The organism is Glycomyces sp. NPDC048151 (genome assembly GCF_043202775.1).
Lineage (GTDB): Bacteria > Actinomycetota > Actinomycetes > Mycobacteriales > Micromonosporaceae > Glycomyces.
In genome coordinates this window covers 461,139-475,619 of record NZ_JBIDBB010000003.1, presented here as the reverse complement: position 1 = coordinate 475,619, position 14,481 = coordinate 461,139, and the positions used below count along the sequence as shown (strand labels likewise).

The 14,481-nt window shown below is 69.7% G+C and carries 14 protein-coding genes and 1 pseudogene; 10 read left to right on the top strand and 5 right to left on the bottom strand.

The window, feature by feature from the left end:
- Positions 1 to 39: 39 nt before the first annotated feature.
- The 3 genes from ACGGCP_RS08885 to ACGGCP_RS08875 all read left to right on the top strand — a co-directional run bounded on the left by ACGGCP_RS08885 (position 40) and on the right by ACGGCP_RS08875 (position 3,023).
- Complete coding sequence (locus ACGGCP_RS08885) at positions 40 to 741, top strand: DUF3043 domain-containing protein (RefSeq protein WP_392963159.1); 702 nt, start codon at positions 40 to 42, stop codon at positions 739 to 741.
- Between the two features lie 132 nt (positions 742 to 873).
- On the top strand, positions 874 to 1,953 hold the full coding sequence (locus ACGGCP_RS08880; RefSeq protein ID WP_392963157.1) for a WG repeat-containing protein: 1,080 nt from the start codon (positions 874 to 876) through the stop codon (positions 1,951 to 1,953).
- A gap of 74 nt (positions 1,954 to 2,027) precedes the next feature.
- Entirely contained in the window at positions 2,028 to 3,023 is a 996-nt protein-coding gene (locus ACGGCP_RS08875; protein ID WP_392963154.1) for an aldo/keto reductase family protein, read from the top strand.
- A 4-nt stretch (positions 3,024 to 3,027) separates the two neighbouring features.
- Here ACGGCP_RS08875 and miaA read toward each other — a convergent pair whose 3' ends face one another.
- Positions 3,028 to 3,969: a tRNA (adenosine(37)-N6)-dimethylallyltransferase MiaA gene (gene miaA, locus ACGGCP_RS08870; RefSeq protein WP_392963151.1), complete on the bottom strand. Its 942-nt coding sequence runs from the start codon at positions 3,967 to 3,969 to the stop codon at positions 3,028 to 3,030.
- A gap of 117 nt (positions 3,970 to 4,086) precedes the next feature.
- On the opposite strand from miaA, the gene ACGGCP_RS08865 reads away from it, so the two are divergent.
- The 7 genes and pseudogenes from ACGGCP_RS08865 to ACGGCP_RS08835 all read left to right on the top strand — a co-directional run.
- Positions 4,087 to 5,304: a DUF349 domain-containing protein gene (locus ACGGCP_RS08865; protein WP_392963150.1), complete on the top strand. Its 1,218-nt coding sequence runs from the start codon at positions 4,087 to 4,089 to the stop codon at positions 5,302 to 5,304.
- Between the two features lie 169 nt (positions 5,305 to 5,473).
- The gene (locus ACGGCP_RS08860; RefSeq protein WP_392963147.1) at positions 5,474 to 6,232 is read left to right on the top strand and encodes a tyrosine-protein phosphatase; all 759 of its coding nucleotides are present in this window, start codon (positions 5,474 to 5,476) and stop codon (positions 6,230 to 6,232) included.
- 85 nt (positions 6,233 to 6,317) lie between these two features.
- Positions 6,318 to 8,126, top strand: coding sequence for an ABC transporter ATP-binding protein (locus ACGGCP_RS08855; protein WP_392963590.1), 1,809 nt, complete (start codon positions 6,318 to 6,320; stop codon positions 8,124 to 8,126).
- The gene (locus ACGGCP_RS08850; protein ID WP_392963144.1) at positions 8,123 to 9,970 is read left to right on the top strand and encodes an ABC transporter ATP-binding protein; all 1,848 of its coding nucleotides are present in this window, start codon (positions 8,123 to 8,125) and stop codon (positions 9,968 to 9,970) included. The genes ACGGCP_RS08855 and ACGGCP_RS08850 overlap by 4 nt, the downstream gene beginning before the upstream one ends.
- A gap of 202 nt (positions 9,971 to 10,172) precedes the next feature.
- Complete coding sequence (locus tag ACGGCP_RS08845; protein WP_392963141.1) at positions 10,173 to 11,075, top strand: NADP-dependent oxidoreductase; 903 nt, start codon at positions 10,173 to 10,175, stop codon at positions 11,073 to 11,075.
- 207 nt (positions 11,076 to 11,282) lie between these two features.
- A complete protein-coding gene (locus ACGGCP_RS08840) occupies positions 11,283 to 11,492 on the top strand; it encodes a type II toxin-antitoxin system VapB family antitoxin (RefSeq protein ID WP_392963138.1) in 210 nt (69 codons plus the stop codon).
- Positions 11,480 to 11,836: pseudogene (locus ACGGCP_RS08835) on the top strand (PIN domain-containing protein); the annotation flags it as partial. The gene ACGGCP_RS08840 and the pseudogene ACGGCP_RS08835, both read left to right, overlap by 13 nt.
- Positions 11,837 to 11,966: 130 nt before the next feature.
- Here ACGGCP_RS08835 and ACGGCP_RS08830 read toward each other — a convergent pair.
- From ACGGCP_RS08830 to ACGGCP_RS08815, 4 genes are read right to left on the bottom strand one after another with little or no spacing between them, the layout of a single operon-like run.
- Positions 11,967 to 12,974: a HEAT repeat domain-containing protein gene (locus tag ACGGCP_RS08830; protein ID WP_392963136.1), complete on the bottom strand. Its 1,008-nt coding sequence runs from the start codon at positions 12,972 to 12,974 to the stop codon at positions 11,967 to 11,969.
- Between the two features lie 3 nt (positions 12,975 to 12,977).
- Complete coding sequence (locus ACGGCP_RS08825; protein ID WP_392963133.1) at positions 12,978 to 13,646, bottom strand: HEAT repeat domain-containing protein; 669 nt, start codon at positions 13,644 to 13,646, stop codon at positions 12,978 to 12,980.
- Between the two features lie 42 nt (positions 13,647 to 13,688).
- Positions 13,689 to 14,126 (bottom strand): type II toxin-antitoxin system VapC family toxin, encoded by a 438-nt coding sequence (locus tag ACGGCP_RS08820; RefSeq protein WP_392963130.1) that lies wholly within the window; start codon positions 14,124 to 14,126, stop codon positions 13,689 to 13,691.
- Positions 14,123 to 14,473: a toxin-antitoxin system HicB family antitoxin gene (locus tag ACGGCP_RS08815; RefSeq protein ID WP_392963588.1), complete on the bottom strand. Its 351-nt coding sequence runs from the start codon at positions 14,471 to 14,473 to the stop codon at positions 14,123 to 14,125. Before ACGGCP_RS08815 ends, ACGGCP_RS08820 begins: the two co-directional genes overlap by 4 nt.
- Positions 14,474 to 14,481 lie beyond the last annotated feature (8 nt).

Genomic DNA, 14,481 nt, shown 5'->3' with positions numbered 1-14,481 from the left:
GTAGCGGAGCCGGGGCTGCCCGAAAAGGCGTAGGTATGCTTGGAGGGCAGCATCCCGCAGCGAGTCGAGGAAGGCCTTAAGTCCGTGGCGAAGAAGTCCGTGCAGGCGGAGACACCTGCTCCCGAGGAGACCCAGACGGCTTCCGCCACCGACAAGAAGGGGAAGGCCACTCCCAAGCGGCCCAACCAGTCCAAGGCGCGCCCCCCGGTCAACCCGCCGATGACGGCGAAGGAGAAGCGGGAGGCCCAGAAGAAGTCCGGGCCGCTCACCAAGGAGCAGAAGAAGCAGGCCCGCGAGGACCTGCGCGCCGAGCGCGCCCGCATCGCCGAGGGCCAGTGGAAGGGCGACCCGCTCTTCGACAAGTACCACCTGCCGCGCGACCGCGGCGCCGAGCGCCTGCTCGTGCGCGACATCGTCGACTCCCGCTGGTCCTTCGGCCAGTACTACATGTTCGGCGCGTTCGGCATCCTGATCCTCTCGACCTCCGGCTCCGTGCAGCTCCAGAGCTACCTGTTCATCGCGCTCATCGCGCTGACGGCCGTCATCGTGCTCGAATCGGTGTTCCTGGCCCGCCGCGTCAAGCGGATCACGACCAAGCGCTTCCCGAAGTCCGAGCAGCGCAAGGGCGGCCTGTACTGGTACGCGATCCAGCGGAGCATCATGCCCCGCTCGATGCGCAACCCGCGCCCGCGCATGAGCTACAAGGCCAAGGAAGACGACCTCGGCAAGGTCGTCAAGTAGGCGCGGCGGGTCTGCCCGACCTGCCCCGCTTTCGCACGGTCCGGCCCGGGATCGTTCTGCCGTCGTCCCCGGGTCGTCCATGGCTTACCCTCGAATTGTCGTAGCCCTCCCTGACCCCGGAAAGTAGTCAACGTGGTGGATGTCGCGGCCGACTTGCGGGCGGGGCTGTTCCGCGCCCTCGGCCCGCTCGATCGCGCCACCATGCGGCACGCGATCGCCGACACCATCGCCCTCCAGCAGATCCGCGAAGAGGCCACGATGCGGCTCGCCCGGGCCGCGGCCGAGGCCGACCAGTCCCGGCTGCTCGGCGTGCGGGCGGTGATCCTGCGCGTCCTCGGCGACTTCGACGGCGCCGAAGTGGACGCCGCCGCGGCCGTCAAGTACGCCGAGGCCGTCGGCGCCGACCTGCTTCTGGCCCCCGCCAGGGCCCGCCTCGCGCAGGTGCTGCGGGTGCGGGGCCGCTACGAGGAGGCCGACCAGCTGTTCGCGCTCGCCGAGGCCGGGGAGCTCCCCCGCACCCTCACGGGCGCCGTGCGGGCCTACGCAGGCCTCTCGTGCATCGCCCAGGGCCGCATCACCGAATCGCTCATCCACGTGCAGCGCGCCTCCGAGCAGAACCCGCACGGGTTCGTCATGCAGATCGTCGAGACCGCGCTCTCGCTCATCGAGGAGCACGCCGCGAAGAACGGGTTCGGGCCGCCGCCGCGCGGTTGGCCCGAACGCGCCGGGCACCCCGCACCCGACCGGTTCCAGGACCCGCAGACCGGCCGGTTCGGGTACCTCGGCGCCGACCAGCGGCCCGTCGTGCAGGCCGCGTTCAGCCAGGCCGGGGACTTCCGCGGCGGCGTCGCGGCCGTGTGCCAGGCCGACTGGGGCGCGATCGACCGCACCGGCACCGTCGTCGTCCCCATGCTCTACAACTCGATGGAGACGCCCACCACCGACGGACGCACCGTCACCGGGTTCGTCAACGGCGTCGCCGTCGCCTCCCAGCGCGGGCGCGTGCTCGTCGTCCACAAGTCCGGGCGCGTCGTGGTGCCGCCCAGGTACCAGCGCGTCGAGGTCCACCCGTCCGGGTTCCTCGCCTCCGACGGCTACTCGTGGGGCGCACTCGGCTTGGACGGCAACGAGATCGTGCCGCTGCGGGCCGAGCGCGCAGAGGCGCTGCGCACCCTGGACGCGGCCGTCTCGATCGACGACGGGCCGCTGTAGCCGCACAGCCTGCGGATTCGGCCTGTGATCTTGGAGTCGTTGACGCTAGCCGCACGGCAGGTAATCTCTTGGGCATGGAGTTTCGTCATCTCGGCCGCTCAGGCCTCGTCATTTCCGAACTGGTCTACGGCAACTGGATCACCCACGGCGGGCAGGTGGAAGAGGACGCCGCCGTCGCGTGCGTGAACGCCGCCCTCGAAGCGGGCATCACCACCTTCGACACCGCCGACGTCTACGCGCAGGGCGCCGCTGAGGAGGTCCTGGGTCGCGCGCTCAAGGGCCAGCGCCGCGACGGCCTGGAGATCTTCACCAAGGTCTACTGGCCGATGGGCGAGGGCAAGAACGACCGCGGCCTCTCCGCCAAGCACATCAAGGAGTCCATCAACAACTCCCTGACGCGCCTCCAGACCGACCGCGTGGAGCTGTACCAGGCCCACCGCTGGGACGTGGAGACCCCGCTCGAGGAGACCATGCAGGCGTTCGCCGACGTGGTCCACTCCGGCAAGGCCCACTACATCGGCGTGTCCGAGTGGAACGCCGAGCAGATCCGCGCGGGCGCCGCGCTCGCCAAGGAGCTGAAGATCCAGCTCGTGTCGAGCCAGCCGCAGTACTCCGCGCTGTGGCGCGTCATCGAGGCCGAGGTCGTCCCGGCCTCGGAGGAGCTGGGCATCGGGCAGATCGTCTGGTCGCCGCTGGCGCAGGGCATCCTCACCGGCAAGTACAAGCCGGGCCAGGCCGCTCCGGCGGGCTCGCGCGGCGCGGACCCGAAGTTCGGGCGCTTCGTCGAGCAGTGGCTCAACGACGACGTGCTCGAGCGCGTCCAGCAGCTCGGCCCGATCGCCGAGGAGCAGGGCCTGACCATCGCGCAGCTGAGCCTGGCGTGGGTCCTGCAGAACACGAACGTCTCCGCGGCGATCATCGGCGCGACCCGTCCCGAGCAGGTCCAGGAGAACGTCAAGGCCGTCGGCGTCAAGCTGGACGACGAGGTCATGGAGAAGATCAACAAGCTCCTGGAGCCGGTCTCGGTGACCGACCCCAAGGAGACCAAGGCTCCGAACCCGCGCGCGTAAGCGCTTAGGCCGTGCCCGCGACCTTCGCGAGCACGGTCGACTGGAGCTCCAAATCGGCCGCATCGAACCATTCGATGCGGCCGTCTCTTTTGAACCAGGAGCGCTGGCGGCGCACGAAGCGGCGGGTGCCTTGGACGGTGAGGCGGAAGGCCTCGTCCTCGTCGTATTCGCCGGCGAAGTGGGCGAGGACCTGCTGGTAGCCGAGGGCGCGGGACGCGGTGCGGCCTTCGCGCAGGCCCTGCTTCTCGAGGTCGCGGACCTCGTCGAGGAGTCCGGCGTCCCACATGTGCCGGACGCGGCGTTCGATGCGTTCGTCGAGGGCCGGGGTGTCGAGGTCGACGCCGATGCGGACGGCCTCGATGTGCGCTCGCGGCTCGGGCAGGCTCGCGGTGAAGGAGCCGGTGAGCTCGACGACTTCGAGGGCGCGCACGACGCGGCGGCCGTTCGAGGGCAGGATCGCCTTCGCGGCGGCGGCGTCGAGGGCCTTCAGGCGCTCCCAGAGCGCGGCCGAGCCCTCGGCCTCGAGTTCGGCTTCGAGGCGGGCGCGGATCGCGGGGTCGGTGCCGGGGAAGTCCATCTCGTCGAGCGCGGCCTGGACGTAGAGGCCGGAGCCGCCGACGAGGACGGGGCGCTTGCCGCGGGCGCGGATGTCGCTGATGGCCTCGCGGGCGAGACGCTGGTAACTGGCCACATCGGCCGGTTCGGTGACGTCCAGGACATCGAAGACATGGTGCGGCACGCCGCGCTTCTCGGCCTCGGTGATCTTGGCGGTGCCGATGTCCATGCCCCGGTAGAGCTGCATCGAGTCGGCGTTCACGACCTCGCCGTCCAGGGCTTTCGCGAGCGCGACGGACAGGGCGGTCTTCCCGGCCGCGGTGGGGCCTACGACGGCGATCACCGGCGGCTGTAGGGTGGGTAGGCTGCCAGCGTGCGATGCAGAGCCCAACGTTGCGACCCCTTCGGTTCGTGTGTCGGCACCACCCGGCTGGCGGCGACCCGTCAACCACCGTAAGGTACGGGAAGTACGTCCCTAAGTTCGTGTGAAGGATTTGAGATTACCGCGATGAGTGACCTCGGAGACTGGACCAGCTTCGGCCGCGTTGACGCGGACGGCACGGTCTACGTGAAAACCTCCTCCGGCGAGCGCGCGGTCGGCTCCTGGCAGGCCGGCTCCACCGAGGAGGGCCTCGCGCACTTCGCGCGCAAGTACGCCGACCTCGTTGTCGAAGTCGATCTCATCGCCGCCCGGCTGAACTCGGAGTCCGCCGACGTCGAGCAGGCCGCCTCGCAGCTGCGCAAGCTCCGCGAGGGCCTGGAGACCGCGGCCGTGGTCGGGGACGTCGACGCCCTCGCCGCGCGCCTGGACGGGCTCTCGAAGCACGCGGAGGAGAAGCTCGGGGAGTTCAAGGCCGCGAAGGACGCCGAGCGCGCCGAAGCGGTCGCCGCCAAGGAGGCCCTGGTGGCCGAGGCGGAGGAGCTCGCGGCGAAGGACAGCCACTGGAAGGCCTCGGGCGCCCGCTTCTCGGAGATCATCGAGGAGTGGAAGGCGATTCACGGGGTCGACCGGAAGACCGACCAGAAGCTGTGGCGCCGGTTCTCTTCGGCGCGCGACACGTTCACGCGCCACCGCGGCGCGTACTTCTCGCAGCTCGACGCCGAGCGCAAGGTGATCGGGACGAAGAAGGAAGAGCTGATCGCCCGCGCCGAGGCGCTGTCGACCTCGACCGACTGGGGACCGACCGCCGACGCCCTCAAGGGCCTCATGGCCGAGTGGAAGGACGCCGGGCGACTGGCTCCCGACGCCGAGCAGAAGGCCTGGAAGCGGTTCCGTGCCGCGCAGGACGTGTTCTTCAACGCCCGCTCGGAGGTGTTCTCGGCCCGCGACGCGGAGCTCGAGGCGAACCAGGCGGCGAAGGAAGAGCTGCTCAAGCAGGCCGAGGCGCTGGACATCGAGGCCGACCCGAAGGCCGCGCAGAACGCGTTCCGCGAGCTGCAGGCCGGGTGGCACGACATCGGCGCGGTTCCGCGCAAGAACCAGCAGAAGCTGCAGCGGCGCCTGCGCAACGTCGAGGACAAGCTCCGCGACGCGCTGGACACCGCGTGGCGCAAGGTCCCGGTCGAGAAGAACCCGCTGCTGCTCCAGATGCGCCAGCAGGTCGCCGAGGCCGAGGAGAAGCTGGAGCGGGCGAAGGCCGACGGGAACGCGGGCCGCATCAAGAAGGCGGAAGCGGACCTGGCGAGCAAGAAGCAGTTCCTGCAGCTTGCGGAAGGCTCCAAGTAGGCGACACCCGCCGTTGTCCCCCGGTTCCCGGAAACGCGTGAGCGCGTTCGCGGACCGGTCGGGATAATGGGACAGGGCTACAACGGCGTGGACCGATTCGGTTCACGCCGTTCGCTTTGCCCGAAGGCCGTTCCCCGCCGCGCACCCCGTCGAAAGGAAGGCAGACCTCATGGCTCTCGAGAACGATCCGCTGGAGACGCTCCCTCCCCAGTTCATCCCCACCGAGTACGTGTTCAACCTCCGCGATGTGGGCGGCTGGAACGCCCTGGGCGGCAAGAAGGTCCGCACCGGGCAGGTCTTCCGCTCCGACAACTTCGGCAACGCGACCGAGGCCGATATAGACCACGTCGTCAACAGCCTCGGCATCAAGCACGTCATCGACCTGCGCCGGGCCTCGGAGTGGGACGAGTCCGCGAAGTTCCCCGAGACCGACGGCGTCGAGTTCCACCACTTCGAGCTCCTCCACATCAGGTGGGAGGACATCGGGCGGCACGCCAGCACCTTCACCGACGAGGCCGAGCTCGTCGAGTTCCTGCGGCACCGCTACACCGGGATGATGGAGTCCGGGTACGTGTCGGTGCGGGACACGCTCGACGTGATCGCGAGCGGCGAGCCGGTCGTCTTCCACTGCATGGCCGGAAAGGACCGGACCGGGATCATCGCGGCCGTGCTCCTGTCGATCCTCGGGGTCGACGACGAGGACATCGCGGCCGACTACGAGCTGACGCGCTTCGGCTCGGCCAGGTGGCGGGCATGGCGCGACGAGCGGTACGGCAGGCCCGAGGTCGAAGGCGGCCTCGACGTCCCGGCCGAGGCCATGCGCCAGACCATCGCGGAGATCAACGCCCGCTTCGGTTCCATGGAGCGGTACGCCGAGGCGATCGGCTTCAAGGGCGCCGACACCCTGCGCGACCTGCTGCTCCAGTAGGTTTCCGAGTCCGCGCCGGCCGACCGCTAGCCGGTCGGCCGGTGAAAATCGATTGCCGTGTGTCGTACCCTGCTCGTACGGTGATCTGGTGGGCTCAGAGCGGTTGAAAACTCCAGAACTGTCCGAAACAGACGATCCGAAGCCACGGCGTTCGGCACTGACGAACCTGTGGCGCATCAAGAAGTACCTGTACCCGTACCGGTTCCGGCTGGCGATGCTGTGGACGATGGTCCTGCTGAACATCGCCTCGGGCCTGGCCATCCCCCCGCTGGTCGGCAGGGCCATCGACGGCCCGATCGCCGACCGCGACATGCGGGGCCTGTGGATCGTCATCGGGTTCATCGCCCTCCTGGGCGCGGCCGACGCGATCCTCCAGCTCGCCCGTCGCTACATGCAGACCACGACCGCGATGGCGATCGAGGCGGACATGCGGGCGGGCCTCTACGCGCACCTCCAGCGGTTGCACACCGGCTTCCACGACCGCTGGCAGACCGGGCAGCTCCTCTCCCGCGTCACCTCCGATCTGGGCATGATCCGGCGGTTCTTCGCCGGCGGCCTGGTCTTCGCGATCACCTCGATCGGCATGATCGTGATCATCCTGGCGCAGCTGCTGTTCATCGAATGGCGGCTCGCGCTCATCGTCGCGGCCTCGGCCGTGCCGCTGTTCCTCATCGGCCGCAAGTTCTTCCGGGGCTACCTGCCCGCGGCCAGGTCCGAGCAGGACCAGTCCGGCGAGGTCTCCAGCGCCGCCGAGGAGTCGGCGCTCGGCATCCGGGCGATCAAGGCGCTCGGGCGCGGGCCGCTCATGGCCGCGCGCTTCGAGAAGGAGGCCGCCGAGCTGCGCGACCGGGGCATCAACAAGAGCCTCATCGCGTCCCGCTCGTGGTCGGGCTACGACGCGATCGCCACGGCCGCGATCGGCGCGGTCCTCGTGTTCGGGTCCGTCATGGTCGCCGAAGGACGGCTGAGCGTGGGCGACCTGACCGCGTTCGTCATGCTGCAGCTCGCGCTGCTGTGGCCGATCGAGGCCTCCGGCTGGGTCATGGCCCACGGCAACGAGGCCATGACCGCCGCCGACCGCGTCTACGAGGTCTTCGACACCGAACCGGCCATCAAGGACCGGCCCGGCGCGAAGGCCGTCGACCGCAGCGAGGTGCGCGGCGAACTCGTCTTCGAGGACGTCCGGTTCGCCTACGAGGACGACACGCGCGAGATCCTGCGCGGCGTCTCCTTGAGGATCAAGCCCGGCGAGACCGTCGCGATCGCGGGCAAGACCGGCTCGGGCAAGTCGACGCTCGTGTCGCTGCCGTCCCGTCTGAACGACCCGACCGGCGGCCGGATCCTCCTGGACGGCACGGACATCCGGGACCTGCGGCTCGCGAACCTGCGCTCGGTGGTGACCACCGCGTTCGAGGAGGCGACGCTGTTCTCGATGAGCGTGCGCGAGAACCTCGCGCTCGGCCGCCCCGACGCCTCCGAAGCGGACCTCGAAGAGGCCCTTCGGGTCGCGCAGGCCGAGTTCGTCCACGACCTGCCGTACGGGTTCGACACCCGCATCGGCGAGCAGGGCCTCTCGCTCTCCGGCGGCCAGCGCCAGCGCCTCGCGCTCGCGCGCGCCGTCGTCGTGCGCCCGGCGGTGCTCGTCCTCGACGACCCGCTGTCGGCGCTCGACGTGCACACCGAGGAACTGGTGGAGCGGGCCCTCGCGCAGGTCCTGCGGGAGACGACCGCGCTCGTGGTCGTGCACCGGCCGTCGACGGTGGCGCTCGCGGACCGCGTCGCGCTGCTCCACGAAGGCCGGATCGCGGCGTTCGGGAAGCACTCGGAGCTGATGGCGCGGAGCCCGGAGTACGTGGACGTGCTCTCGGCAGAGTCTGAGGAGGTGGCGGCATGACGACGGCTGACAAGCACGTGTCGTGGCGGGGCCAGGCGGAGTCGGCCGAGGCCGACCGGACCAGCGCCGAAGTGGACGACGCGGCGTCGATCAAGGAGCTGCGGACCCAGTCGCGCAGGCTGCTCGGTTCGATGATCAGGCCGCATAAGAAGGCGGTCTGGTTCCTGTGCGGGATCCTCCTGGTGCAGAACTTCACGAGCATGGCGACGCCGCTGCTGGTCATGTTCGGCATCGACAACGCGATCCCGGCGATCAGCGAACGCGGGGACTACTCGGTGCTGATCGGCATCGCGGTGGCGTTCGCAGTCGTCTCGGTGACCAAGTACGTGACGGTGCGGCTGTACATCGCGCAGTCGGCGAAGGTCGGCAACGCGATGCTGTTCGCGTTGCGCAACAGGGTGTTCCGCAAGTTCCAGGACCTGTCGGTGTCGTTCCACGAGCGGTTCACCTCGGGCCGCGTGACGGCCCGGCAGTCCTCCGACATGGAAGCGATCCGGGAGCTGACCGAGAACGGCGTGGACGACCTGGTGCTCGCCGGGTTGAACGTCGTCACGATCACCGTGGTCATGCTGGTGATCGACACGCGGCTGGCGCTGGTGACGCTCTTGACGTTCCCGTTGATGTTCCTGCTGGGCCGGTGGTTCAGCCGGGTGTCGGCGCTGGCGTACCGGCGGGCGCGCGAGACCGTGGCGCTGCTGATCGTCTACTTCGTGGAGTCGATGGGCGGGGTGCGCGCGGTGCAGGCGTACCGGCGCGAGGAGCGCGACCGGGAGCTGTTCGCAGGGCTGAACACGGACAACCGGTTCGCGCAGGCGAAGGGGCACCAGCAGAACGCGTTCATGTCGGGCGGGATGCGCGGCATCGGGCACCTGGCGACGATCGTGGTGCTCGCGTTCGGCGGCTGGCAGGTCATGCAGGGCAACACCGAGGTCGGCGTGCTGGCGGCGTTCCTGCTGTACATGAAGCGGTTCTTCGACCCGCTGAACGAGCTGGTGCAGTTCTACAACGTGCTGCAGTCGGCGACGTCGGCGCTGGAGAAGATCTCGGGCGTGCTCGACGAGAAGATCGAGGTGGCCGAACCGGAGTCGCCCCGTTCGATCGAGTCGCCGCGCGGCGAGCTGCGGTTCGACGGCGTGCGGTTCCAGTACCGGGACGACCAGGTGGTGCTGCCGGGTCTGGACCTGCGGATCCCGGGCGGCCAGACGATGGCGCTCGTGGGCGCGACCGGCGCGGGCAAGACGACGATCGCGAAGCTGGTGAGCCGCTTCTACGACCCGAAGGCGGGCACCGTCTCGCTCGACGGCGTGGACCTGCGGGACCTCTCGGAGCGGGACCTGCGCGAGCACATCGTGATGATCACGCAGGAGAACTTCCTGTTCAACGGCACGATCGCGGAGAACATCGAGCTGGGCAGGCCCGGTGCGAGCCGCGAGCGGATCATCGAGGCCGCGAAGGTCGTCGGCGCGCACGAGTTCATCGACTCGCTGCCGGAGGGGTACGACACGCACGTGCGCAAGCGCGGCGGGCGGCTCTCGGCCGGGCAGCGGCAGCTGGTGGTGTTCGCGCGGGCGTTCCTCGCCGACCCGCGCGTGCTCATCCTCGACGAGGCGACCTCGTCGCTCGACATCCCCTCGGAGCGGCTGGTGCAGCGGGCGCTGCGCACGATCCTGGCGGACCGGACGGCGATCATCATCGCGCACCGGCTCTCGACGGTGGAGATCGCCGACCGGGTGCTGGTGCTGGAGCACGGGCGCATCATCGAGGACGGGCACCCTGCCGAGCTGATCGACCACGGCGGGGAGTACGCGACGCTGCACCGGCAGTGGGAGGACAGCCTCGTCTAGGCCCCGATCGGCGGGACGGCATCGGGCGGGCGGCGTGATCGCCGCCCGCCCGTCGTATTCCCCGCGGCGGAAAGAGCGCCGATGATCACGAACGGCGGCGAACCGGAATCGAACGCGCGCCTTGAACGGTTGGACCTGCGGTAACCGTGAAACCCCTGGAGCCTTGAATCCTCTTGGCCCGCACCAGAAAGCCAGGTCTGCCATGTACGCCCTCACGTTCTCCGAATACGGTCCGTCCTCAGTGCTCGAAGTGGCCGAGGTGCCGGAGCCGCACGCCGGTCCGGGCCAGGTCCGCATCAAGGTCAAGACGGCCGCCGTCAACCCGGTCGACTGGAAGATCCGCGCCGGGTACCTGCAGGAGCTCTTCCCGGTGGCCTTCCCCGGCATTCCCGGGTTCGACTCGGCCGGCGTGGTCGACGAGGTCGGCGAGGGCGTCACGGGCGTGCAGGTCGGCGACGAGGTCATCGGCTACGGCCCGACCGCGCAGGCCGAGTACACCGTGGTCGACAACTTCACGTTGAAGCCCGCGGGGATGAGCTGGGAGGTCGCGGCGGCGCTGCCGACCGCCGCCGAGACGGCCGTGCGGTCGCTCGAACTCCTCGGGCTCTCCGAAGGCCAGACCGTCGTGGTCGACGGCGCGGCCGGATCGGTGGGCAGCGCCGCGGTCCAGTTCGCGGTCGCCAAGGGCCTCAACGTCATCGGGACCGCGAGCGAAGGCAACCACGAGTACCTGCGTTCGATCGGCGCGCAGCCGACGGTGTACGGCGAGGGGCTGGCCGAGCGGGTCGCCGCGCTCGCTCCGGAAGGCGTCCACGGCGCGATCGACACGGCGGGCGCGGGCTCGCTCCCCGAGCTGGCCGCGATCACCGGCGACCCGAAGCAGGTCGTCACGATCGCCGACTTCTCCGGCTCCGTTCCGGAAGCGCAGGTGTCGACCCACGCGACCGCCTACCACGCGCTCGCCGAGGCGACGGCGCTGTTCGAGGCGGGCAAGTTCGACCTCCGCATCGACTCCGTCCACGAACTCGCCGACGCGGCCAAGGCCCAGGACGCGAGCCAGACCGGCCACGCGGCGGGCAAGCTCATCCTGAACGTCGCGGACTAGGACACATGCGGGCGGGCGGCGCGATGCGCCGTCCGCCCGCAATGCACCCAACGTTTCTCACATTCGTTCGATATCGCTTGCGATCTCTGGTCGATATCGATGTTGATCGAGGTACAGTGTCGTCAAGGCGACACATTTGATCGCGACACGCCCTCGCGGCAGGTATGCTGGTGCTTCACACACCGCTACGGTGAGGAGGTGAAAACAATGTCACGAACAGTCATCAACCTCGATGACGAACTCTGCGCGCAAGCCGCTGAGATCCTCGGTACGACCACCAAGGTCAGTACCGTCAACGCCACACTCAAGGAGTTCGTCGCCCAGCACAAACGCCGCCAGCTCCTCGACTGGCTCGCCGCCGGGAACTTGTCCGATCTCGCCGACGAAGAAGCCCGGAAGCAGATATGGCAGCGGTAGCCAAGTACCTGGTGGACACGAGTGTCCTCGCACGCCAATCGAAGCCGTCGGTCTACGAGCGCGTCGCCCCTATGTCCGACCGAGGAGTCCTCGGCGTCTGTTCCGTGAGCATCATGGAGATGCTCACGAGCTCGCGCAACGTCCGAGAGGCGGAACTCTGGCTCGAACTCAGCCGACAGTTCGAGCAGCTGCCGATGCCTGACGACATCTGGGATCGCGCTATCGAGGTCCACGCCAAGCTGGTGGCGAAATCGCTGCACCGGTCCGTCAAGATCCCGGACCTGCTCATCGCCGCGACCGCTGAGCGGCACGGCGTGGCGGTGCTCCACTACGACCACGACTACGACCGAATCACCGAGATCACCGGCCAGCCCACCGAATGGGTGGTCCCCCCAGGAGAAGCGGACTTATCCTCCCCCGCTAAGACGCCCATCGGCCGCGAGCCGGTGGGCTTTCGTCGTGTCCGCGGCAGGTTCAGACGCCGTCCTGGGTTTCGATCACGCCTGCCAGCGCGGCGGCGGTGCGGGCCACGGTCCGGTCCTCGTCGCTCACCAGGGCGCGCAGCATCGGCAGCGCGATCGGGCCCGGCAGTTCAGCGAGGGCCTGGACGAGGCGCAGGCGGGCCGGACCCGGAGCGGCGGGGTCGGCGAGTTCGGCGGTGAGGGCACGCTTGATCGCGTCGGCCCGCCCCGGATCGGAAGCCAACGCGCCCAGGACTTCCGCCGCGTCCACGTCGTTCACGCCGTCGATGATCATCGCGACCAGGACCGGCACTGCTTCGGCGCTGCCGCGAGCGCCCAGGGCGATTGCCGCGTGGGCGCGGACCTGCGGGTCGAGGTCGGCAAGGGCACTGGTCAGGGCTTCGGCCGCCTCGTCGCCGGGGAGGTCGGCGAGGACTTGGACGGCGCGGCGGCGCACGTCGGCGTCCGGAGACTCCAAGCCCGGGGCCAGCGCCGCTACGACGTCCTCCCCCGCACGGGCCAGCGCCCAGCGCAGGGCGCCCGCGACGTGCGGATCGGCTTCGGCGAGCGCCGCTTCGGCGAGGACCGGGGCGGGCACGTCCGCCTCCGCGGCGAGGACGGCCTGCTGTCGCCTTGCGGCGCTGGGCGAGCCGAGGCCGCGCAGGAGTTCGGTGATGCGGAGGACGCCCTCCCAGGCTGTCGGTCCGGAGGCGTCGACCGCGCGGAGGCGTTTGAGGAGTTCCTGCTCGCGGGCGAGGCGGCGTTCGGTCTCGCGGATGAGGTCGCCGATGAGCGCGGACGGGGCGAACCCCGGGTCGTCGAGGACCTGGCCGATCTGGCGCAGGGACAGACCCAGGGTCCGCAGGGACTCCACATGGAAGATCCGCTGGATATCCGTTTCGGCGTACTCGCGATAGCCGCCGACGGTGCGGCCGGAGGGCACTACGAGCCCGAGGGACTCGTAGTGCCTGAGCATCCGGGCGCTCACGCCGGAGCGGCGCGCGACCTCGCCTATGAGCATCGTTCAAGCTTCCGGGCCGAGGGCGAAGACGCGCTTCGCCTCCTTGATGTCGAGTTCGAAGGCGGCGTCCGGGTCCGCGAGGAGCCGTTCGGTGGCGTCCGCGTGGGCGGCGACGACGGGGTCGTCGCTTTCCTTCGCCCGCTTCAGGACCGGCTCGACGAGTTCACCGAGCGCGATGAGCGACCGGCTCAGGCTGAGCTGGACGTCGCGTCCGCCGCGGCCCAGCTGCGACGCCAGTGTCTCGGCCAGCGCGCGTTCCTCGCCGTCCGGGACGACTTCGACGGCGGCGCGCCAGGCGGCGCGGGCGACCTCGTCGTCCCGGTCGTGCAGCAGTTCCGGTGTCATCGCGGGCCAGGCCCGGACGTCGCCGATCTTCGACAGCGTGTGCAGGGCCTGGCTACGGGCCTGCGAGCCGTCAGCGTCGAGTTCGGCGAGCAGGCGCGGGACCGTGTGGTCGGCCGGGAGCCGGGTCAGGGCCCAGGTGAGCATGTCGCGCACGTAGAAGTCGGGTTCGACCGCGCAGCGCGCCATGAGCGCGTCGAGCAGCGCAGGGTCGGGGTCGGTGCCCGCCGCGAGCGCGGCTTTGAGGCGCGTGGACGGGTCGCCGGCGGCCAGCGCCCGCGTGAGCCGGGTGTTCGTGTGCTCCGTGTCGATGGGGACCACCTCCTGCACCCAGTGAACGCCTTGACATCGTGTCAATGTCAAGCTTCGCAGCTAGACGAGGGTGAAGCCGCGGAGTTCGGCGACGGCGGCCTGTTCCTTGTCGCGGGAGGCGAACGCGTAGGGCTCGCCCGCGGCGAGGTCGGGCAGGAGGAGCGTGGCGGTGGCGATGTGCCAGGCGTCCATGGCGCGGATGCCGTGGGTCGCGACGATCTCGAAGGCCTCGCGTTCGACCTCTTCCTGCGGCGCGGAGATGATCGTGATCGGGCCTTCGGGGGCGGTGTCGGCCTGCCAGATGTCGAGCAGCTGGTCCTTGTCGCGGCGTTTGGCGCGGGCGGTGCGGACCAGGGCTCCGGCGACCTCGATGCGGGTCCAGGAGCCGGTGACGACGAGGACCTCGGGGTCGCGCAGGAGCTTCAGGGCTTCGGCGTGGCCGCGCTCGTCGGGCAGGTAGGAGCGGGCCAGCACCGACGAGTCGGCGTAGACGATCACAGCAGGCGGTCCCGGTCCTCGGCGAACATGTCGTCGACGATCGGGCCGATGCCGCGCATCGAGTCGAGGACCCTGTTGCGCAGCGCTTCGACGTCTCTGGCCGGCGGCGCTTCCTTGGCGACCTTCAGCGGGGGCGCCAGCATGCCGAGGGCCGCGGCCCTCGCCTTGACCTTCTCGGTCGCGCTGCGGCCGTCGCCTTCGCCGATGACGGACAGGATCTCGTTCGCGATCGCGTTGACCGAACGGTGCTCACGCTTCGCCCGCTCGGTGAGGCGCGCGTGGAGATCGTCGTCGACGCGGAGGAGCAGCTGTTTCATCCCTCGATGATAGCACTTGTTCGAGGTGATATCACTCG